Source organism: Neisseria sp. (assembly GCF_030523955.1).
Classification (GTDB): Bacteria; Pseudomonadota; Gammaproteobacteria; order Burkholderiales; family Neisseriaceae; genus Neisseria.
In genome coordinates, this window is sequence record NZ_JAUNHL010000050.1 from 1 (window position 1) to 20,492 (window position 20,492).

Sequence of the window (20,492 nt, forward strand, 5' to 3'; positions counted from 1 at the left end):
GTGCTTATGAGGTGCTGTTTCGAAAAACGTTGCGCTTGGTTTGACAATTCAAGGTGAATTTTGCAAAGGTTTCAAATGGTTTATGAAAATTTTATTTTAAACAAATGATTGTTTTTCAAATTTTGTTTTTCATATTTCTACTATGGCCATTAGCTTGTATTTTAATAATAAAACCTAATTATTTTTTAAATCAATATTTTATATGAAAAATAGCGTTAATCAAAAATAGAGTGTTGCAATGGTTTTAAGCGATGGTTATCCTACTGATAGGCTGTGTATATTGTATATACTTCAGTTCAATACAAATGACTGGTTTTTCGGAAAGATTGTATGTAGCTTTTATCTGAAAGATTGGCTGTTTTTGAAGAAAAATAAACGCAAGGAGGAAACTGTCATGTCTATTGAGAAACATGATGCTGCCGGCTATTGGAGAGCTAATGTCCGGATTATTATGATTTGCTTAATTATTTGGGCGCTGTGTTCGTATGGATTCGGTATTTTACTGAGGCCCATACTGGCAGGTATTCAGGTAGGAGGTTCGGATCTGGGCTTTTGGTTTGCTCAGCAGGGTTCGATTATTACTTTCATCGCTATTATTTTCTTCTATTCTTGGAGAATGAATAAGCTGGATGAAGAGTTTGGTGTACACGAGGAGTAAATCATGAGCCAATTTGTCATCAATTTACTTTTTGTAGGCGGTTCGTTTGCATTGTATTTTGGAATCGCTATTTGGGCACGGGCAGGATCAACTAAGGAATTTTATGTTGCCGGCGGAGGGGTACACCCGGTTTTGAACGGTATGGCTACTGCGGCCGATTGGATGAGTGCGGCATCATTCATCTCAATGGCTGGCTTATTAGCGATGAGCGGTTATGGTGCTTCGGCTTATTTGATGGGCTGGACAGGCGGCTATGTATTGCTGGCACTACTTTTAGCACCATATTTGCGTAAGTTTGGTAAATTTACAGTGCCAGATTTTATCGGAGATCGCTTTTACAGCCGTACGGCACGTTTGGTAGCAGTTTTATGTTTGATTATTGCGTCAACAACTTACGTGATTGGTCAGATGACTGGTGCGGGCGTGGCATTTTCACGTTTTCTTGAGGTGAGTAGTACCACCGGTTTGCTGATTGCAGCGGTAGTTGTACTGTTCTATGCAGTATTGGGTGGTATGAAAGGGATTACCTACACTCAAGTGGCGCAATATGTAGTGCTGATTATCGCTTACACCATTCCGGCTGTATTTATTTCATTCAATTTAACCGGTAATCCTATTCCACCTTTAGGTTTATTTGGTACTGATACCGCTTCCGGTACGCCTTTGCTGCAAAAACTGGATTTGTTGGTAACGGATTTGGGGTTTGCAGCTTATACAGCAGATGTGCCAAATAAACTCAATATGTTCTTGTTTACTTTGTCACTAATGATTGGTACTGCTGGCTTACCGCATGTGATTATCCGTTTCTTTACTGTTCCCAAAGTATCGGATGCACGTTCTTCAGCTGGTTGGGCATTGGTCTTTATTGCATTGCTTTATACCACTGCTCCCGCTGTAGGCTCTATGGCTCGTATCAATTTGGTGAATACTATTTATCCCGAAGGTACGAAAGCGGAAGCGATTGCGTACGATGCACGCCCTGAATGGATGAAAAATTGGGAAACCACGGGTTTGCTGAAGTTTGAAGACAAAAACAGTGACGGTAAAATCCAATACTACAATGACAAGTCTGCTTCATTTGAAGCCACCGCAACTGAGCGTGGTTGGAAAGGTAATGAGCTGACTGTTAATAACGATATTCTGGTATTGGCTAATCCGGAAATTGCTAATTTGCCATCTTGGGTGATTGGCCTGATTGCTGCGGGCGGTTTGGCCGCTGCGTTGTCTACTGCAGCCGGTTTGCTGCTGGCGATTTCTTCGGCCGTATCGCACGATTTGATTAAGAAGACCTTGAAGCCCGATATTTCGGAGAAAGGCGAATTGATGGCTGCACGAGTATCGATGACTGTTGCGATTGTGGTGGCGACTTGGTTGGGCATTAACCCTCCGGGCTTTGCCGCACAAGTAGTGGCGGTAGCGTTCGGTATTGCTGCTGCTTCCATTTTCCCGGCCTTGATGATGGGTATTTTCTCTAAACGCATTAATAGTACAGGTGCGACTGCTGGCATGATTGCCGGTTTGGTAGTCACTTGCGTGTATATTTTCATGTATATGGGTTGGTTTTTCATTCCGGGTACCAATAATTTCGAAAATGTAGAAGCTAACTGGATTTTCGGTATTTCACCTTTGTCGATTGGTGCTGTCGGTGCGATGATCAATTTTGCGGTCGCATTTGTGGTTTCTTCTTTGGGTAAAGAGCCGCCGCAAGATGTACAAGAATTGGTGGAAAGCGTGCGTTATCCACGCGGTGCCGGCCAGGCAGTTGACCACTAACGTTTGTGATAATCGGGCTTCCTGAGAGTAAGGAAGCCCGAATTCTCTTTAGAATCGGATTCTGTATATTTCCGATATGGAGTGGTAATCCGAAGACAATATACACTATGGAACCGGTTCTGTTGCCGCTTAGGAAACTTGACAAAATCGTTCTCTTTGAGCTCATGTGAAGTAACATCGTAGAGAAAATTAACTAAAGCCACTATCTATTTAGTAAGAAGGAAGCGTGACATTATGGTTTGGGAATGGATTGCAACGATATTTGCCGGTTTGGGTGGGGCAGGTATTATATTGTTATTCAGGGTGTTTTTTAAAAAAATACCGAAATGGATGATTCCTGTAAGTGCCGGTTTGGGAATGATGTTTTTTCAGGTATACAGCGAATATACTTGGTATAGCCATACACGCTCATTACTGCCGCCGGAAACGGTGGTGGTGGCCGAAATAGCACAAACCGCGCCTTATAAGCCTTGGAGTTATTATCGGCCACAAATATTGAAGTTTGTGGTGGTAGATACCCATAAAGTGTTTCCATTAAAAGAAGGCAGAGTAGTGCAAGTTAACTTATATTTCTTTGAGCGGCGCATGAGTGCAAATACTTGGCCGGTATTAATTGATTGTGATAAAGCGTTACAGGCCAATATTCGGGATACGCAAAACGGTGAGCCTGTTCCGGATAACTGGCATCAGACGGTACATACCGAGAAAATCGTGCAGGCGGTTTGTGGGAAAATTAGTTGAATCTTGATTTATTGTGGTGTTAAACAAGCGGATGGGATTGGACCTATCCGCTTTTCATGTATAGGAGGGGCCTGTCTGAAAATGGTTACTGATTTTCCAACCGAAATCGGACAGTATTATCGATAGAGTTGGTTTCGATTTTGAAAATTTGTTTATTCAGAATCGAAATTTCTTTTGAAATCGAAAGAAATTGTACTTTTTTCGACATGATTAAGAAATTTACGAATCTGGTTAAAAAAAGGATTGACTAGCTCAAGAGCTTTGTCTCATAATACGTTTCATCGAGCAGGCAGTGTCTGTTTGATAGTTTCTCCTCTATTTCTCCTTTGTAGACTTGGCACACATTCTTTCGAATGTGTGTATTTTTTTGTCTTTTCCGAAAATCCATTAATGATTTACTGGTTTGAGGCGTATTGAGTGTTCAATTTCGGTTGATACATGTAAACAATACTATTTCTCCAGTATCTGTTTGGTATAAAACTGCCTATCTTGTTCTGTTTCGCTGAATTTTGTTTGGCTCCGGCGGTACGGTTTATGGCTTGATGCCTTGTATCAAAAATTACTTTTTAGCTATACGTAATAATCGTACGGATAAGTTCGGATGGCGGTGTGTCTTTACGAATAATCAAACAAATCAGGCTGTGCCGTTTCGCCGGTAACGCGCACATCGGTTGCGCCGTCGGCAAATGTGATGTGCAGCTTCTGCCCTTGTTTCAAGGCCGCCGCGCTGCGGATGACTTGGCCGCGGCTGTTTTTCACCACCGAAAAGCCGCGTTCGAGAATATGCTGCGGCGACACCGCTTCGAGCAAGGCGGCCTGTTTTTCCAACAGTTGCCGGCGGTTGGCGAGCAGGTTGTGCCAATGCTGCTTTAAGGCCGTCTGAAAACTTTGCACATCGCGCGCGGCGCCGGAAACATCGGGGCGCAGGTGGGCCAGCTGCTGTTGTTGGCGGGCAAACCGTTGTGCGTGGAAACGGTGGCTGTTTTGCATGGCAAAGCGCATCGATTGCGCCAGCGTGTGCAGTTGGGCGCGCTGCTCGTTTAGTTTCTGCTGCGGGTGGCGGATTTGGCGGGCGAACCAGTCGGTTTTCTGGCTGGCATCGTAATAACGCTGCTGCAAAGCGGTTTTCAGACGGCCTTGCGCCTGCGCCAGTTTGTGCAGCGATTCCAAGCGGTTGGGGCTGACCAGCTCGGCTGCGCCGGTGGGTGTGGGTGCGCGCACGTCGGCAACGAAGTCGGCCAGCGTGAAGTCGGTTTCATGTCCGACACCGCTGACCACCGGAATCGGGCAGGCTTCGATGGCGCGCACGACGATTTCTTCGTTAAACGACCACAAATCTTCAATGCTGCCGCCGCCGCGGCACACAATCAACACATCGGCTTCATTGCGTTGGCCGGCCGCTTGAATGGCTTGGGCAATCTGCAATTCGCTGCCTGAGCCTTGTACGGCGGTAGGATAAATAATAACGGGGATTTCCGGCGCGCGCCGTTTCAGGGTGGACACCACGTCGCGCAGAGCCGCCGCTGCCAAGCTGGTTACGATGCCGATGGTGCGCGGGTGGGCGGGCAGCGGCTTTTTGCGTTCCGCCGCAAACACACCTTCGGCCTGCAATTTCGCTTTCAGCTTTTCATAAGCTTCATACAGTTGCCCCAAGCCTTTCAGCCGCACTTCATTAACGGTAATCTGAAATTCGCCGCGTGCCTCGTAAATGCCGATTCTACCTGACAGCTCAATGTGATCACCTTCTTTCAGCGGAGCGGGCAGTTTCGCCGCCGTGCCTTTAAACATGGCGCAGCGCACCTGCGCACGGCTGTCTTTCAGCGAGAAATAATAATGCCCGCTGGCGGCGCGGGTGAGGTTGGATACTTCGCCCGCCACCCACAGGCCGAACAGGTTTTCTTCCAGCAGGCTTTTGGCTAGGGCGTTCAATTCGGATACGGAAACGGCGGCAGGGGCGAATAGTTCGGACATGAGTGGATACAAGAAACTAAAAAGAGTAATTATAAAGAAAGCAGAAGGCTGAGGCTATGCGGGCAAAACAATCTTGTTTGTTTATAGAGCGGATTAACTTAACTTTCGCAAAGGCGTTGCCATGCCTTGTATACACGCTTAGTAGTTTGACAATTCAAGCTCAAAAAAACGCTTCACAAGCATTCTGACTACATTCCTTGGCTTTTCTTACAGTGAAGAAGGAGGCAAGGGCGTAGCGAAAGTTAGATGAATTTACTATACTGAATAAAAAACAGCTTGTTCGGAGTATTGAGCCTGTCTGAAAAAAGACAAATTTATTTTTCATCAGGCCGTTTATTGACCATTTAAATGGGGGAAACAGCAATTCGAAACCGTTATCTCAAACAGGAGAAACCGCATGATTACCCCGCTTCACAACCCGCAACACCAACAATGGCTGCTCGGCCAGAGCCGGGCGCTGCTGGAATTTGCCCGTAAATCGAAAGTACCGTTCGGTTTCGGCTATCTCGACAAACACGGAGAAGTTGATTTGTCGCAGCCCGTGCAAACTTGGATCAGCTGCCGCATGACGCATATTTACAGCATCGGCGCGCTGATGGGCATCGAAGGCTGCCGCGAGTTGGCCGAACACGGCATCAACGCGCTGCTCGAGCATTTTCAAGACCACGAACACGGCGGCTTTTTCGAAGCACTCGAGCATCAGCCCGGTGCAGGCGGGCAGGCCGTGCCCACCGAAGCCGGCACGCAGAAAACCGCCTATGCCCACGCTTTCGTGCTGCTGGCCGCATCCAGCGGCCTGCTGGCGGGCATCAGGCGGGCAGACGAGTTGTTCGACGCCATCAGCGCAGTTCACGACCGTTATTTTTGGGACGAAGCCGCCGGCAAAATGCGCGAATCGTTTTCGCGCGACTTTTCCGAAAGCGAACCCTATCGCGGCGTAAACGCCAATATGCACACCGTTGAAGCCAGCCTGGCGGCATTCGACGCGCAACTGGCGCAGGGCATCGCCGCCGACGACGAACGCGCGGCACGCTGGCTCGGGCGCGCCAATTCGATTCTGCATTTCGTGTTCGGACTTTGCGAACAAAACGCCTACCGCATTCCCGAGCATTTCGACGAAAACTGGAACGTGGTTTGGGATTACAACGAAAACGACAAAGCGCACCAGTTCCGCCCTTACGGCGCCACGGTCGGTCATGCGCTCGAGTGGGCGCGCCTGGGCTGCCATGCTCTGGTGATGAGCCGCAAATACGGAGTGAAAACCCCGTCGGATTATTCCGCCACCGCTTTCGGCCTGTTCCGCCAGGCGCTCAACAACTGGCACGGCGACGGTGCGGCGGGCTTTGTTTACACCACCGATTTCGAAGGCAACCCGATTGTGCGCGACCGTATGCACTGGGTGTTGTGCGAAGGCATAGGCGCGTGCGTGGCGCTGGAGGGCATCAACGCAGGCCACGCCCCGATTGGCGGTTTGGGCGCGGCGCAAGGTTATGTGCAAGCCGAACTCGGCAGCGAATTTTCTTATTGGTACGAAACCTTCACCGCCTATGCCGCGCAATATCTGCTGGAGGGCGAGGGCCGCTGGTATCACCAGCTCGACACCGAAAACCGGCCCGACGAAAGCGTTTGGTCGGGCAAACCCGATATTTACCACGCCTTCCAATGCCTGCTGCTGCCGCTGCTGCCGTTCGGCCATTTCATCACCGCAGCGGTGAAACAGAATCCCGAAAGTGTGAAGGTTTGAATAGAAGGTATGCCTGTCTGAAAACGTAGCGGCAGGTTTCAATGATCCCGAAAGCAGTTGTGGCTGTTTTCGGGGTTGTTTATTTGATCAATAAAGAGTTAATTTTGGAAACCAAAAAACCGTGAAATCAGTCACAAAAGAAAAAGCGTTATGGTTCTTTAAATTATTTTATTCATTTTGAGTGGCTGTTTGCGAAATATCTGTTTAGATTTATGATGCGCATTTTTCGCATAGAAGTGACAGGTTTGTTGCAACTTACACTGTTTTACGCGCTTGATGGTTGATTTTAGTATGATAGAACCATGGTTATGGTAAGATGTTTACAATAAAAAACAATCGTATTTGAATGTTTATTTAGATAGAAAATTTATCATTATTTAAATTTTCATTATCAATGCAGTTTATATAGATAGAGAAAAGCTGATTTGAAAACCAAGCGGCAAGCTAATTCTAATGTTGTAATGTTGTTTGGTTTTCAAAATCAGTTCTTGATTTTCAGACAGGCCTATTATCGTAAAAAAGATTAGGGCGATTGCAGAGTGGTGTTCCTAGGAGTATGCAGCAGATGTTCCGCAGTATCCATGTATTGAGCGGTGAGACTTTATTCGAGCGTGCGCCGCAGCCTTATGCGGATTTCGCACAAGATTTGGCAGAGTTGCGCCGGCGGCAAAGCCGTTTTGCCGCTTTGCCGGTTACCGGACGCACCGCGCTTTTACTGGAACTGGCCGATAAGCTTGCGCAAAAGCGCGATGTATTGGCGAAGATGGTGTGTGAGGAGGTCGGTCGTTGTTTGCGCGAATGTGAAGCGGAATTGGATAAGTCGGTGGAATTGATCCGTTATTACTCCCATCTTTCGCCTGAATTATTGGCGCATAAAACAATTGCGACGCAAGCGAGCTTAAGCCAAGTACGCTTCGAGCCTTTGGGTGTGGTATTGGCGGTGATGCCGTGGAATTATCCGGTGTGGCAGGTATTGCGTTTCGCCGTACCGGCTTTGTGCGCGGGCAATGCCTGTGTGGTGAAGCCGGCGCCGAGTGTGGCGCGGGTTACTGAGGCTTTGTTCGATTTGGTGCACGAAGATTTGCCGATGATGGCGGCTTGGCTGGCGGCAGACGATGTGCAGCATGCGATTGAAGAGTGCGATGCGCTGGCGTTTACCGGCTCTACCGAAACGGGGCGTTTGCTGGCGGGGCATGCGGGGAGGAGTTTGAAAAAATCGGTGTTGGAATTGGGCGGCAGCAATCCGTTTATCGTGTTGGCCGATGCCGATTTGGCGCAGGCGGCCAAAGATGCGTGTTATTCGCGTTTCCGCGATGCCGGGCAGTCGTGCAATGCGGCCAAGCGGGTTATTGTGGAAGAGGCGGTGGCCGACCGTTTTAGCGAATTGTTTCTAGCAGAATGCGGGCGTTTGCAAACCGGCGATCCGATGCGGCCGGAAACCACCTTGGCTCCGCTGCACCGCGAAGATTTGCGCGACAAGGTGCATGCGCAGGTTGTCGATGCGCTGGCAAACGGTGCGCGTGCTTTATGCGGCGGCAAGATACCCGAAGGGCCGGGTTGGTTTTATCCGGCTACCGTGTTGGCGGATGTGAACCCTGCCTGCCGTGTGTATCATGAAGAAGTGTTCGGTCCGGTGGCGGTATTGATGCGGGCGGCGGACGCGGAAGCTGCGGTGGCTTTGGCCAATGATAATCCGTTTGGCCTAGGCGCCGCCATATATACCGCAAACGAGCAGGCCGGTTGGCGTTATGCGGAGAAATTGCAAACCGGTGCGGTATTTATCAACCGCCATACCAGTAGCGATCTGCGCTTGCCTTTCGGCGGGGTGAAGGCTTCCGGTTATGGAAGGGAGCTATCGGAATTCGGTTTGTACGAATTCGTTAATGTAAAATCTTATTGGCAGAAATAACATGAATTATTTCAAAATCGCCGCCCTGCTATTGCTTGCGTTTCCTTTGTCGGCTTGGGCGGCGGAAAAGCTTTATTTCAATGCGCGCGGCCAGTTGCTGCCCAATAGCAACACGGCGGCTTACGAGCGCAATTACGATGTGGTGGGCGATCGGGCCAAGGTGCGGGATTTTTATTATCCGTCGAAAAAGAAATATTCCGACCCGTATGAAGTGATGCTGGCGGATGTGAAGGCTTTTGTACCCAGGCTGCCCAACGGCACGCTGACGCTTTGGCATTACAATGGAAATAAGAAAATGGTAGCGGGTTACCGCAACGGATTGCCGCACGGTGTGTGGATCAATTGGTATCCCGAAGGAGGCATTTCCGCGCAAATGCCTTACATAAACGGAAAAACCGAGGGTACCGGCTCGCGTTATTACCGCAATGGTAATAAGGAGAGCGAAATTCAGTTTCATAATGACAAGGCCGACGGTTTACATAAACAATGGTATCCGAGTGGCCGTCCGAAAAGCGAAAACTTAATTCGAAATGACAAAGTGGTGCAGATGCTCGGCTGGGAGGAGAGTGGCCGGCTGACTTTGGAATTGAACATTAAAGACGGCAAACGCAGCGGGGTGGTGTTGGAGTGGTATCCCGACGGTTCGAAAAAATCGGAATCAGTTTATGAGGATGATGAACTGGTTGGACGTACCCACTGGGATGCGGACGGTTATGTTATTGAAGAATAGTGATTGGAAAGCAAAAATGCCTGTCTGAAAATATTTTTCAGACAGGCATTTTTATGATTTGGAAGCGTAACGCTAAGTTTACTTGCGCAGGGCGGAGGCTTCTTTGGCCAAACGGGTAATGGTTGCCCAATCTTTGTTTTGCACGGCTTCTTTAGGAGTGAGCCATGTGCCGCCAACGCATAATACGTTGGGCAGTTTCAAGTATTCGGGGGCGCTTTCGAGGGTAATGCCACCGGTTGGGCAGAAACGCACGTGGGCATAGGGGCCGTAGAGGGCTTTGAGCATGGCTTTGCCGCCCACCACTTCGGCGGGGAATAGTTTTAAAGTGTCGATGCCGTGCTCGAGCGCCAGTTGCACTTCGCCGGGGGTGGCTACGCCGGGAATCAGCGGGATGCCGCTGTTATGGCTGGCTTTGGCTAGTGATTCGTGCAGGCCGGGGCTGATGGCAAACACGGCGCCCGCGTCTTCAACCGCTTTGAGCTGGTCGGGATTGGTAACGGTGCCGGCACCCACAATCGCGCCTTTCACTTCTTTTTTAATCAGTTCGATGGCTTTGATGCCGTGCTCGGTGCGCAGGGTGATTTCGAGGGTGGGGATGCCGCCTTCAACCAGTGCATGTGCCAAGTCAACGGCAGTGTTAATGTCTTCGATCGCCATCACGGGAACAACGGCGCCTGCGGAAAGAATGTCGCGTGGATTCATGTATTTTCTCCGATTTGAAAGAATTGTTTTTTCAGACAGGCATCAACCTTGATGCCTGTCTGAAAGATAAGGGAAGTTTAGGAAAAATCGCCGCCAAAGCTCATGGCACCGGTTTCGGCGCTGCTGGTGATGCTGCGGAAGCCGGCAAACAGTTCGCGGCCGATGCCGTGGGTGTTTTTGCTCAAATCCGGTTCGGGGATTTCACGTGCCGCCCATTCTTTTTCGTCAACCAAGGCGGTTAATTCGCCGGTAACGGAGTCGAAGCGGATCAAATCGCCGGTGCGGATTTTGCCGATGCCGCCGCCAAGCAGGGCTTCGGGGCTCATGTGGATGGAAGCCGGCACTTTGCCGGATGCGCCCGACATACGGCCGTCGGTAACCAGCGCCACTTTAAAGCCGCGGTCGAGCAGAATCGCCAAGGGCGGCGTGAGTTTGTGCAGTTCGGGCATACCGTTGGCGCGCGGGCCTTGGAAGCGTACCACGCACACGAAGTCTCGCTCCAGCTCGCCGCGCTCGAATGCGGCCAGCACTTCTTTTTGGTCGTTAAACACGATGGCGGGCGCTTCGATAATGCGCTGGCTGTCTTTCACGGCGGATACTTTAATCACGCCGCGGCCGATGTTGCCTTTCATCAGGCGCAGGCCGCCGTCGGGTGAGAACGGGCGAGAGAACGGGCGCAGAATGTCTTCATCGCGGCTTTCGGCCACGGCATCGCGCCATTCGAGTTTGCCGTCGATCAGGAACGGCTCTTTGGTGTAAGCTTCCATGCCGTGGCCCATCACGGTTTCTACATCGTCGTGCAAGAGGCCGTTGTTGCGTAGTTCGCGGATCACGAACGGCAGGCCGCCGGTTGCGGCGAAGTGGTTAACGTCGGCTTGGCCGTTGGGGTAAACGCGGATCAGCAGCGGCACGATCGAGGAGATTTCGTCGAAGTCGTCCCAAGTCAGAATCACGCCGGCGGCGCGTGCCATCGCAACGAGATGCATGGTGTGGTTGGTGGAGCCGCCGGTGGCCATCAGGCCGATAACCGCGTTGATAAACGATTTTTCATTCAGCATTTCGCCGATGGGCTTGATGGTTTGGTTTTTCACACCTTCGGCCAGATGGGCGGCTGCATAGCGGGTGAGTGCTTCGCGCATCGGGGTGTAGGGGTTGAAGAAGGCGGCAGCGGGCAGGTGCAAGCCCATCATTTCCATCATCATTTGGTTGGAGTTGGCGGTGCCGTAAAAGGTGCAGGTGCCGGGGCTGTGGTAGGAACCCATTTCGCTTTTGAGCAGTGCGTCACGGCCGACTTTGCCTTCGGCAAACAGTTGGCGGGTACGCGCTTTTTCTTTATTGCCGATACCGCTGGCCATCGGGCCGCCGGGAGCGAAAATGCCGGGCAAGTGGCCGCAGCTGAGTGCGCCGATGACCAAACCGGGTACGATTTTGTCGCACACGCCGAAGTAAAGTGCGCCGTCGAACATTTGGTGCGACAGGCCGACCGCGGTGCTCATGGCAATCACGTCGCGCGAAAACAGAGAGAGTTCCATGCCTTCGTAACCTTGGGTAATGCCGTCGCACATGGCGGGAGTACCGCCGGCCACTTGTGCGGTGGCACCGTGTTTTTGCGCTTCGTCTTTTACCCAAGCCGGAAATTCGGCAAACGGTTGGTGCGCCGAAACCATGTCGTTGTATGCGGTAATCATGCCCAGATTCGGTACGGTGGGCTTGAGCATTTCTATTTTAATGGCATTGGGCATGGCGGCATAACCGTGTGCCAGATTGGAGCAGCCCAATTGGTCGCGTTCGACGCGGCCGTGGTTTTCGAGCGCACGGATACGGGCAAGATAAGCTTCGCGGGTCGGGCGGCTACGCTCGATAATGCGTTCTGTAATCGCTTTTAGAGTAGGGTGTAAAGTGGTCATGGGTTACCTTTCGATAGTAAGGTTTGCCCTGGAGCGGTACGACATCCGTTTGGTGGTGTAGCTTAGTTACAGATTAGTGTGGCGGTACACGCGGCAGGTGGATTGTAGTTTTCTAACATGATACCATTTTAATCTGAGAAAGTATTTACTTAAATCAAATTTTTACGCATATCAAAGCATGGACAAAAGCTGTAACGCCGTGTAGGATTGCTACTAACTTTATGGGATTTAGAAAAGTTACGAGGGCTTTGTCAGAGGTAAATGTAGCAAAAGAAGAAAAAACGTACGGCTATGCATGATAATGTATTATTTTAAATCTGAAATTTATTGTTATCGCTGTTTTTCTACCTATCGTTTTTTCCGGCTGCTTATTGATGTTTGTCTGCATCTATAAAGGCTTTAGTTTTCTTTAATAAATAGTACGGCAGACGATGTTGACCAATCCCGCTATAATCCAATCCGGCAAATCATCTTTGTGGTACCGGATACCTTGAGCCCACTTTTACAATTTGATTCTGCTTAGCAATAAGTAACGGATAAGGAACGAAAAAAATGTCACAAAAGCTAACCAATTTCGACATGGTGATTTTCGGTGCAACAGGCGATTTGGCAATGAGAAAGCTCTTGCCTTGTCTTTATCAGGCACATGCTGCCGGGCTGTTGAATGCGGAAGGCCGGATTTTGGGAGTCAGCCGCAGCAATCTGGATACGGAAGGCTTTCTGAAAAAAGTGGAGAGTGATTCTAAAATCCATGTCAAACAGAATTTCAGCGAAGCATTGTGGGATTCTTTCGTTAAACGTATCCAATACCTTAAAGTAGATGTTACCGACAAATCCGATTTCGACAGGCTGGCGGAACGTGTTAAAGCACGCCAAAACACCGAAAACGTGATTATCTATCTTTCTACTGCGCCGACTTTCTTCGCGCAGGCCTGCGAAAACCTCGCTGATGTCGGTTTAAACGGCGACAACGTGCGCATCGTGTTGGAGAAGCCGCTGGGTACCGATTTGAAATCCTCCCAAGAAATCAACACTGATGTCGCCCAATATTTCAAAGAATCGCAGGTTTACCGCATCGATCATTATTTAGGCAAAGAAAGCCTGCAGAACCTGATTCCGTTGCGTTTCGGCAATGTTTTCTTCGAGCCGGTGTGGAACAGACAATTCGTCAAAAGCGTGCAGATTACCATTGCCGAGCAGCTGGGCGTGGAAGAGCGCGGCGAGTTTTACGATGCTACCGGTGCCTTGCGCGATATGGTGCAGAACCACATTATCCAGATGTTGTGCTTTACCGCGATGGAGCGTCCGCAATCACTGGCGGGCGACGATGTGCGCGATGAAAAAATGAAAGTGCTCAAGGCCTTGAAACCGCTGACCTCGGCAGATGTGGATGCCAATGTTATCCGTGCGCAATACACTGCCAGCGACAGCCAAGCCGGTTATTTGCAAGAGCATAACGTGCCGGCCGACAGCCGTACCGAAACTTATGTCGCCATCAAGGCGGAAATCGACAACGAGCGCTGGGCGGGTGTGCCTTTCTACCTGCGCACCGGCAAACGCATGGCCGGCAAAACCGCTGAAATCGTATTGAATTTCCGTGAGAATCCGCAAGGCTTGTTCCCGAATACCCCAAACCGTTTGGTTATCAGCCTGCAACCGAACGAAACTGTTAGCGCGCGCGTATTTATGAAAGAGCCGGGCAACGGTATGAACGTGGTGGCTACCGAGATGAGCATCGATTTGGCCAAAGCAATCGAAGGCCGCCGCGCCGAGGCTTATGAATTGCTGCTGCGCGAGGTAATCGACGGTCGTGTGAATCTGTTTAACCGCCGCGACGAATTGGAAGCCGCGTGGGAATGGGTGATGCCGATTATGGAAAACTGGGCACAAAGCAGCACGCCGCCGCACGGTTACGCCGCTTCCAGCTGGGGGCCGGAAGCTGCCCGCGAGCTGCTGGCCAAAGACGGCAACGCTTGGTTGGAAGATCAGCAGTAAACTTTTTCAGACAGGCATAGCCAATACAAATGCCTGTCTGAAAGCACAACAATGGTTTTAATTTGAGAGAGAATACATCATGACTTACCAACTGCACGAACACTCAGATGCGGCCGTAGCCGCACAGGCGCAAGCCGAAGCAGTGGCATCGGCGCTCAAGCAGGCGTTGGCGGAAAAAGGCCGCGCGGTATTGGCGGTATCCGGCGGCAAATCTCCGATTGCTTTTTTTGAAGCGCTGTCGCAATTCGATCTGGATTGGAAAAATGTCGGCATCACCTTGGTAGACGAGCGTATCGTGCCGGTTAACCATGCCGACAGCAATACCGGCTTGGTTCACCAATATCTGCTGAAAAACAAAGCGGCCGCTGCCGGTTGGATTCCGGTTATTGCCGAAGATGCCGATGAAGCTGCATTGGCCGACAGCGAGCAGGCGGTAGCATTTGCGCTGCAACATTATCAGCAACCCGATGTGCTGGTCTTGGGCATGGGCGGCGACGGCCATACCGCTTCGTTGTTTCCGCAGGCACCGCAGCTGGACAAAGGCTTGGATCTTTCTAACGAGGTGCCGCTCTTACATACGACGCCGGTTACCGCTCCGCACGAGCGCATCAGCATGACGCTGGCGGCAATCGAAAAAACGCCGACCGTATTGCTGGCGATTGCAGGAGCCGATAAAAAAGAAGTGTTTGATCAGGCGGCTGCGACAGTCGACAAAAAATTCCCGGTCAGTTTTGTTCTCAACTCAGAAAAGGTAGCTTGTCATGTCCACTACACCCGCTAAAAATCAAGAAACACAGAAAAAAGAGATTGTTGCCTGGCCGCGCTTGGTCGCCGATATCGGCGGTACCAATGCCCGTTTCGCGCTGGAGACCGCGCCGCAGAAAATCGAACATGTGGATGTGCTGCCCGGCAACGATTACGACACCATCGTTGATGCCATTAAAGAATACTTGAACCGTGTAGGCAATCCGAAAATCAGTTATGCGGCGATTGCGATTGCCAATCCCATTGTTGGCGACTGGGTGCAGATGACCAATCACCATTGGGCGTTTTCCATCGAAACCACCCGCCAGTCGTTGGGTTTGGAAAAGCTGATTTTGCTCAACGATTTTACCGCGCAGGCCTTGGCGATTACCAAAATGGATCCTAAGGATTTAGTCCAAATCGGCGGCATGCAGCCGGTGGAGAATACGCCGAAAGCCGTACTCGGCCCGGGTACCGGCTTGGGGGTGAGCGGCCTGATTCCGAATGATAACGGCACTTATACCGCGCTGGCCGGCGAAGGCGGTCATGTCAGCTTTCCGCCTTTTGATGATGCCGAAGTGATGATCTGGCAATACGCCAAGAAAAAATACGGCCACGTTTCCGCCGAACGTTTCCTTAGCGGTGCAGGTCTGACCCTGATTTACGAAGCGCTGGCGACCAAAGAAGGCGTTAAACCGCAAAAACTTACGCCGGCGGAAATCAGCGAACGTGCTTTGAGCGGCTCTTCCCCGTTGTGTCGTCTCACTTTGGATATTTTCTGTGCGATGCTGGGTACCATTTCTTCCAATCTGGCACTGACTTTGGGTGCACGTGGCGGTGTGTATCTGTGTGGTGGTATCATTCCGCGGTTTATCGATTATTTCCGCCATTCGCCGTTTCGCAACCGCTTTGAAAACAAAGGCAGGTTTGATGCTTATCTGGCGGCAATTCCGGTGTATATCGTATTGGCCGAACACCCGGGTATTTCCGGGGCGGCCGTGGCATTGGATAATGCACTGATTGATAAAAAATAAAATCAGTTAAATCAAATACCGTAGAAGCAAATGCTGTATAAAGGGGCCTGTCTGAAAAAAGAAAATTGTTCAGTTTTTCAGACAGGCATCCTGCGGTTTGGCGGTGTTAAACGCCAAATCACACATCAAGGGTAGAAAAGCCCGTAATTAAAGGTGAATCTGAAATGAGGGAAAATAACAAATGTTAAGCAAGATCAGTGAATCGCTGACCAGTTTGTCCGGTGCAGAGCGCAAAGTAGCCGAATGCGCGTTGGCAGAACCCAAATGGTTCGTGCATGCGGCGGTGGCGGAGATTGCCGAGAAAGCGGCAGTCAGCCAGCCGACGGTTATCCGTTTTTGCCGCAGCCTCGGCTACAAAGGTTTGCCGGAATTCAAGCTGGCGCTTTCGGCCAATATCGGCCAGGAGGGCATGCCTTTTGTACACGAGGAGCTTAACAGCGATGACGATATGGGTGATGTAACGGAGAAAGTATTGGGCAATACCGCTGCGGCGATACTTGGTGCGCGCCGTTTTCTGAATCAAACCGATTTTGAAAACGCCATTGCCATGCTTGCCCATGCACGCCGCATCGAGTTTTACGGCGTCGGCAATTCGGGTATTGTGGCGCAGGACGCCCAGCATAAATTTTTCCGTTTCGGCATTTCCACTGTTGCTTATGCAGACCCTCATATTCAGTTGATGGCCGCTTCGGTGTTAACCGAACAAGATGTTTTGGTGGTGGTATCTAATTCAGGTTCTTCTATCGAAGTATTGGATGCCGTGAGTATTGCCAAAGAAAACGGCGCGGCGATTATCGCGGTTACCCGTGCCGATTCGGCATTGGCGCATCTGGCAGATTGCGTACTCAACGTGGCCTCGCAGGAAAACAGCGAGCGTTACAGCCCGATGGTTTCCCGTTTGCTGCAACTGGTGGTAATCGATATTCTGGCCATTGGCTTGGCTTTGCGTTTGGGCGAAACCGCCAGCCTTAACCTGCAAAAAGGCAAGCGCAGCATTTACGGCAAGCGCATCGAACACGACGACGAGTTTCCCGGCAATTAAGCGCCGGACAAATGCAAGCCGCCGGATATAGTGGTCCGGCGTACCGGTTTTCTATCCGAATAAGCTTCACAACCTCACAAACTAAAAAAGGATAATATGATGAAAAAACTGCAAGAACTACCGGCTTGGCAATCGTTATGGGATCATTTTGCGACTGCTAAAGACGTTCATATGCGCGAATTGTTCGAGCAGGATCCGCAGCGTGCGGAGCGTTATTGGCTGGAAGTAGGCGGCTTGAAACTGGATTATTCCAAAAACCGCATTACCGATGAAACCCTAAAAGGTCTGATTGAGCTGGCCAAGGAAGCCGGTGTGCAAGAGCGCAAAAAAGCAATGTTTGCCGGCAAGAAAATCAACGAAACGGAAAACCGTGCGGTGTTGCATGTTGCGTTGCGCAACCGCACCAATTCGCCCATTGAGGTCGACGGCGAAGATGTAATGCCCAAAGTGAATAATGTGCTTGAACGGATGGGCAAATTCGCCCATGCCGTGCGCAACGGCGATTGGCTGGGTTATACCAACCAAGTGATTACCGATGTGGTGAATATCGGTATCGGCGGTTCCGATCTGGGACCTCTGATGATGTGCTCCGCCCTGAAAACCTTCGGCCATCCCCGTATGCGCATGCACTTCGTTTCCAACGTAGACGGCGCGCAACTGCGCGATACGCTGGAAAAAGTCCATCCCGAAACCACGCTGTTTATCATTGCCTCCAAAACCTTTACTACCCAAGAAACCCTCACCAACGCCAATACCGCACGCCAATGGTTCTTGCGCGAAGGCAGCGAGGAAGACATTGCCAAACATTTTGTTGCCGTTTCTACCAACAAAAAAGCGGTGGCGGAATTCGGTATCGATACCAACCACATGTTTGAATTTTGGGATTGGGTAGGCGGCCGTTACAGCTTGTGGTCGGCCATCGGCCTGCCGATTATGTTGTATTTGGGTGAGGAAAACTTCATCGAAATGCTCAACGGTGCACACCTGATGGATCAGCACTTCTACAATGCGCCTTTAGAGCAGAACATGCCGGTATTGCTGGCTATGATCGGCATTTGGTACATCAATTATTTCGGCGGCGGCAGCCACATCATCGCGCCGTACGACCAACATTTGCACCGTTTGCCAAAATTCATCCAACAACTGGATATGGAATCCAACGGTAAACAAGTTACCATGGACGGTTCTCCGGTAGAGCACGAAACCGGTCCGATTATTTGGGGTGAAACCGGTATCAACGGCCAACACGCTTTCTTCCAGTTGCTGCATCAGGGTACCCACGTTACCCCTATTGATCTGATTGCTTCGTTGGAAAAACGCAGCAACCTGCCCGGCCATCATGAAATCCTGCTGAGTAATGTTTTTGCCCAAGCCGAAGCCTTTATGCGCGGTAAAACGCCTGATGAAGTGCGCGAAAAGTTGCGTGCGCAAGGTATGGACGAAGCGCGTATTGAAGCGCTGGTACCGCATAAAACCTTTTCAGGCAACCGGCCGAGCAATCTGATTTTGCTCAATAAAGTGAATCCGCGCAATATGGGCAGCCTGATTGCGCTGTACGAGCACAAGGTATTCGTACAAGGCATCATCTGGGGCATCAACAGCTTCGACCAATGGGGTGTGGAATTGGGTAAACAATTGGCCAAAACCATCCTGGCCGAATTAAACGGTACGGTCGCACCGCAAAAACATGACAGTTCCACAGAGCATTTGGTGAAGCTGTACCGGCGTGCCAATTGCGAAGTGGACGGTACTTGCGATATTTTTCTGGAGGAGGATAAGAAGAAGGTTTGAGTAAGCAATAGAGAGAAATGAAGCCGGAACGGAACCAACCAATCCGGTTTCACAGCAGGTAAATCCGATATTCAGCCCGTATACCGTTTCCATCCGTTCAACAGTTTTTCAGACAGGCATGGAGCGGTAGTACTTATCAAAGCAAAGGATTTGGCTGTTGCAAAAAGTAAGTAACGGGAATCCCGTTATTTGTAACAATGAAAACAACATCCGGCGGTTATAGGCATTTTCACTAGCCGGTTGGTCTGCATAAATCATGCGGCAACTTTAATCAGGAGTAATTATGGCAATCTCTTCACAACCCCCCGGCGGAGCAGCAGCCGGAAAAGGCAACAATAACTTTGCGTTAACGGTGCTGACCACTTTGTTCTTCATGATGGGTTTCATCACCTGTATGAACGACATTCTGATTCCCCACCTGAAAGACATCTTCCAGCTTTCATATACTCAGGCGATGCTGATTCAGTTTTGCTTCTTTACCGCCTATGCAGTGATGTCGATTCCGATGGGTAAGCTGGTGGAAAAAATCGGTTATAAAAACGGCGTAATGGGCGGCTTTTTGATTGCCGCAGTCGGTTGTTTGCTGTTTTACCCGGCAGCCGGCAGCCACTCTTATCCGATTTTCTTGGGCGCTCTGTTTATTCTGGCATCCGGTATCGTGTTGCTCCAGGTGGCGGGTAACCCCTATGTAACCCTGTTGGCCAAGCCCGGCAAAGAATCTGCTACCTTAACCCTGATTCAAGCGTTTAACTCGTTGGCAACCATGATTGCGCCGCCCTTGGGCGCGATGCTGATTTTCGTAGACGCGACTGCTAGCGCCAGCGAAAAAATCTCTTCGGTGCAAATTCCTTATTTGGGATTGGCCGGTTTCCTGATTTTGCTGGCTGTCGTCGTAAAATTGATTCATCTGCCGGATGCCCGCCAAATCGCACAAGCCGAAACAGAGCATAACCACGACGGCAAAACCAGTGTGTGGCAGTATAAACACATGATACTCGGCGCCATCGGTATTTTCTGTTATGTAGGCGCGGAAGTGGCCATCGGCTCCATGATGATTAACGTACTGGAAGAAACCGCAGGTCTCGACCATAAAACCGGTGCCAACTACCTCGCTATTTATTGGGGCGGTGCAATGGTCGGACGTTTCGTCGGCTCGGCCATGATGAACAAAATCGCACCGAACAAATATTTGGCCTTTAACGCGATTGCAGCCATCGTTTTGATTGCCGTTGCGATTCTGGCCGGTGGCGGTGCAGTAACCATGTGGGCTTTGTTGCTGATCGGTTTCTTCAACTCCATTATGTTCCCCACCATCTTCTCGCTGGGTACCAAAGGTTTGGGCAAATACACCGGCGCTGCTTCAGGCATCATCTGTACCGCTATTGTCGGCGGTGCGCTGGTACCGGTGGTACAAGGTTTCGTTGCCGATACCATCGGTCTCTTGATCTCCTATCTGGTATCTGCCGTGTGCTACCTTTACATTGTATTCTTTGCCGTAAAAGGTTATCGTGCAGACGAAGCGGAAGCTTAAACAAGATTGATGCGTTGATGAAAATACCCCGCCATGGCGGGGTGTTTTTTGTAACTGTAAATATGGAAAAACAGCATTTCTAAGTTAATCTGTTTTGAAAATGCCTGTCTGAAAAAGTTTTTCAGACAGGCATTTTCAATTCGTCATATTCGGGCTCGACCCGAATATCTGCTTTTTCTTTCAAAACAAAAAGATGCTCGGATCAAGCCCGAGCATGACG

General features: G+C 50.2%; 15 protein-coding genes. 12 read left to right on the forward strand and 3 right to left on the reverse strand.

Features of this window, described 5'->3' with window-relative positions; translation table 11 throughout:
* Positions 1–394: 394 nt before the first annotated feature.
* The 3 genes from Q4C79_RS10205 to Q4C79_RS10215 all read left to right on the forward strand — a co-directional run bounded on the left by Q4C79_RS10205 (position 395) and on the right by Q4C79_RS10215 (position 3,172).
* Positions 395–658, forward strand: coding sequence for a DUF4212 domain-containing protein (locus Q4C79_RS10205; RefSeq protein WP_303090913.1), 264 nt, complete (start codon positions 395–397; stop codon positions 656–658).
* A gap of 3 nt (positions 659–661) precedes the next feature.
* Positions 662–2,431: a sodium:solute symporter family protein gene (locus Q4C79_RS10210; RefSeq protein ID WP_303090914.1), complete on the forward strand. Its 1,770-nt coding sequence runs from the start codon at positions 662–664 to the stop codon at positions 2,429–2,431.
* Between the two features lie 234 nt (positions 2,432–2,665).
* Positions 2,666–3,172: a hypothetical protein gene (locus Q4C79_RS10215; RefSeq protein ID WP_303090915.1), complete on the forward strand. Its 507-nt coding sequence runs from the start codon at positions 2,666–2,668 to the stop codon at positions 3,170–3,172.
* 615 nt (positions 3,173–3,787) lie between these two features.
* Here the strand turns inward: Q4C79_RS10215 and xseA are convergent.
* Positions 3,788–5,143 (reverse strand): exodeoxyribonuclease VII large subunit, encoded by a 1,356-nt coding sequence (gene xseA / locus Q4C79_RS10220; protein ID WP_303090916.1) that lies wholly within the window; start codon positions 5,141–5,143, stop codon positions 3,788–3,790.
* 397 nt (positions 5,144–5,540) lie between these two features.
* Here xseA and Q4C79_RS10225 point away from each other — a divergent pair, with 397 nt between their 5' ends.
* The 3 genes from Q4C79_RS10225 to Q4C79_RS10235 all read left to right on the forward strand — a co-directional run bounded on the left by Q4C79_RS10225 (position 5,541) and on the right by Q4C79_RS10235 (position 9,526).
* Positions 5,541–6,887, forward strand: coding sequence for an AGE family epimerase/isomerase (locus Q4C79_RS10225; protein ID WP_303090917.1), 1,347 nt, complete (start codon positions 5,541–5,543; stop codon positions 6,885–6,887).
* Positions 6,888–7,452: 565 nt separating this feature from the next.
* Complete coding sequence (locus Q4C79_RS10230; RefSeq protein ID WP_303090918.1) at positions 7,453–8,796, forward strand: aldehyde dehydrogenase family protein; 1,344 nt, start codon at positions 7,453–7,455, stop codon at positions 8,794–8,796.
* Between the two features lies 1 nt (position 8,797).
* Positions 8,798–9,526, forward strand: coding sequence for a toxin-antitoxin system YwqK family antitoxin (locus tag Q4C79_RS10235; RefSeq protein WP_303090919.1), 729 nt, complete (start codon positions 8,798–8,800; stop codon positions 9,524–9,526).
* 78 nt (positions 9,527–9,604) lie between these two features.
* Here Q4C79_RS10235 and Q4C79_RS10240 read toward each other — a convergent pair whose 3' ends face one another.
* Positions 9,605–10,228, reverse strand: coding sequence for a bifunctional 4-hydroxy-2-oxoglutarate aldolase/2-dehydro-3-deoxy-phosphogluconate aldolase (locus Q4C79_RS10240; protein WP_303090920.1), 624 nt, complete (start codon positions 10,226–10,228; stop codon positions 9,605–9,607).
* Positions 10,229–10,305: 77 nt separating this feature from the next.
* On the reverse strand, positions 10,306–12,135 hold the full coding sequence (edd, locus tag Q4C79_RS10245) for a phosphogluconate dehydratase (RefSeq protein WP_303090921.1): 1,830 nt from the start codon (positions 12,133–12,135) through the stop codon (positions 10,306–10,308).
* Positions 12,136–12,687: 552 nt separating this feature from the next.
* Between edd and zwf the strand changes: the two genes are divergently transcribed.
* From zwf to Q4C79_RS10275, 6 genes are all read left to right on the forward strand, one after another.
* A complete protein-coding gene (zwf, locus tag Q4C79_RS10250; protein WP_303090922.1) occupies positions 12,688–14,130 on the forward strand; it encodes a glucose-6-phosphate dehydrogenase in 1,443 nt (480 codons plus the stop codon).
* 79 nt (positions 14,131–14,209) lie between these two features.
* Entirely contained in the window at positions 14,210–14,911 is a 702-nt protein-coding gene (gene pgl / locus Q4C79_RS10255; protein ID WP_303090923.1) for a 6-phosphogluconolactonase, read from the forward strand.
* On the forward strand, positions 14,892–15,908 hold the full coding sequence (locus Q4C79_RS10260) for a glucokinase (RefSeq protein WP_303090924.1): 1,017 nt from the start codon (positions 14,892–14,894) through the stop codon (positions 15,906–15,908). Before pgl ends, Q4C79_RS10260 begins: the two co-directional genes overlap by 20 nt.
* Before the next feature lie 181 nt (positions 15,909–16,089).
* The gene (locus Q4C79_RS10265) at positions 16,090–16,950 is read left to right on the forward strand and encodes a MurR/RpiR family transcriptional regulator (protein ID WP_303090925.1); all 861 of its coding nucleotides are present in this window, start codon (positions 16,090–16,092) and stop codon (positions 16,948–16,950) included.
* Positions 16,951–17,049: 99 nt separating this feature from the next.
* A complete protein-coding gene (gene pgi, locus Q4C79_RS10270) occupies positions 17,050–18,741 on the forward strand; it encodes a glucose-6-phosphate isomerase (protein ID WP_303090927.1) in 1,692 nt (563 codons plus the stop codon).
* 283 nt (positions 18,742–19,024) lie between these two features.
* Positions 19,025–20,272 (forward strand): sugar MFS transporter, encoded by a 1,248-nt coding sequence (locus tag Q4C79_RS10275; protein ID WP_303090926.1) that lies wholly within the window; start codon positions 19,025–19,027, stop codon positions 20,270–20,272.
* Positions 20,273–20,492: the final 220 nt, after the last annotated feature.

Excerpts from the sequence above, each read along its gene's own strand:
- pgl (WP_303090923.1), top strand. The coding sequence starts at position 14,210 with ATGACTTACCAACTGCACGAACACTCAGATGCGGCCGTAGCCGCACAG.
- Q4C79_RS10230 (WP_303090918.1), top strand. The coding sequence starts at position 7,453 with ATGTTCCGCAGTATCCATGTATTGAGCGGTGAGACTTTATTCGAGCGT.
- Q4C79_RS10275 (WP_303090926.1), top strand. The coding sequence starts at position 19,025 with ATGGCAATCTCTTCACAACCCCCCGGCGGAGCAGCAGCCGGAAAAGGC.
- pgi (WP_303090927.1), top strand. The coding sequence starts at position 17,050 with ATGAAAAAACTGCAAGAACTACCGGCTTGGCAATCGTTATGGGATCAT.
- Q4C79_RS10205 (WP_303090913.1), top strand. The coding sequence starts at position 395 with ATGTCTATTGAGAAACATGATGCTGCCGGCTATTGGAGAGCTAATGTC.
- Q4C79_RS10240 (WP_303090920.1), bottom strand. The coding sequence starts at position 10,228 with ATGAATCCACGCGACATTCTTTCCGCAGGCGCCGTTGTTCCCGTGATG.
- Q4C79_RS10210 (WP_303090914.1), top strand. The coding sequence starts at position 662 with ATGAGCCAATTTGTCATCAATTTACTTTTTGTAGGCGGTTCGTTTGCA.
- Q4C79_RS10235 (WP_303090919.1), top strand. The coding sequence starts at position 8,798 with ATGAATTATTTCAAAATCGCCGCCCTGCTATTGCTTGCGTTTCCTTTG.
- edd (WP_303090921.1), bottom strand. The coding sequence starts at position 12,135 with ATGACCACTTTACACCCTACTCTAAAAGCGATTACAGAACGCATTATC.
- Q4C79_RS10260 (WP_303090924.1), top strand. The coding sequence starts at position 14,892 with ATGTCCACTACACCCGCTAAAAATCAAGAAACACAGAAAAAAGAGATT.
- xseA (WP_303090916.1), bottom strand. The coding sequence starts at position 5,143 with ATGTCCGAACTATTCGCCCCTGCCGCCGTTTCCGTATCCGAATTGAAC.
- Q4C79_RS10225 (WP_303090917.1), top strand. The coding sequence starts at position 5,541 with ATGATTACCCCGCTTCACAACCCGCAACACCAACAATGGCTGCTCGGC.
- Q4C79_RS10265 (WP_303090925.1), top strand. The coding sequence starts at position 16,090 with ATGTTAAGCAAGATCAGTGAATCGCTGACCAGTTTGTCCGGTGCAGAG.
- Q4C79_RS10215 (WP_303090915.1), top strand. The coding sequence starts at position 2,666 with ATGGTTTGGGAATGGATTGCAACGATATTTGCCGGTTTGGGTGGGGCA.
- zwf (WP_303090922.1), top strand. The coding sequence starts at position 12,688 with ATGTCACAAAAGCTAACCAATTTCGACATGGTGATTTTCGGTGCAACA.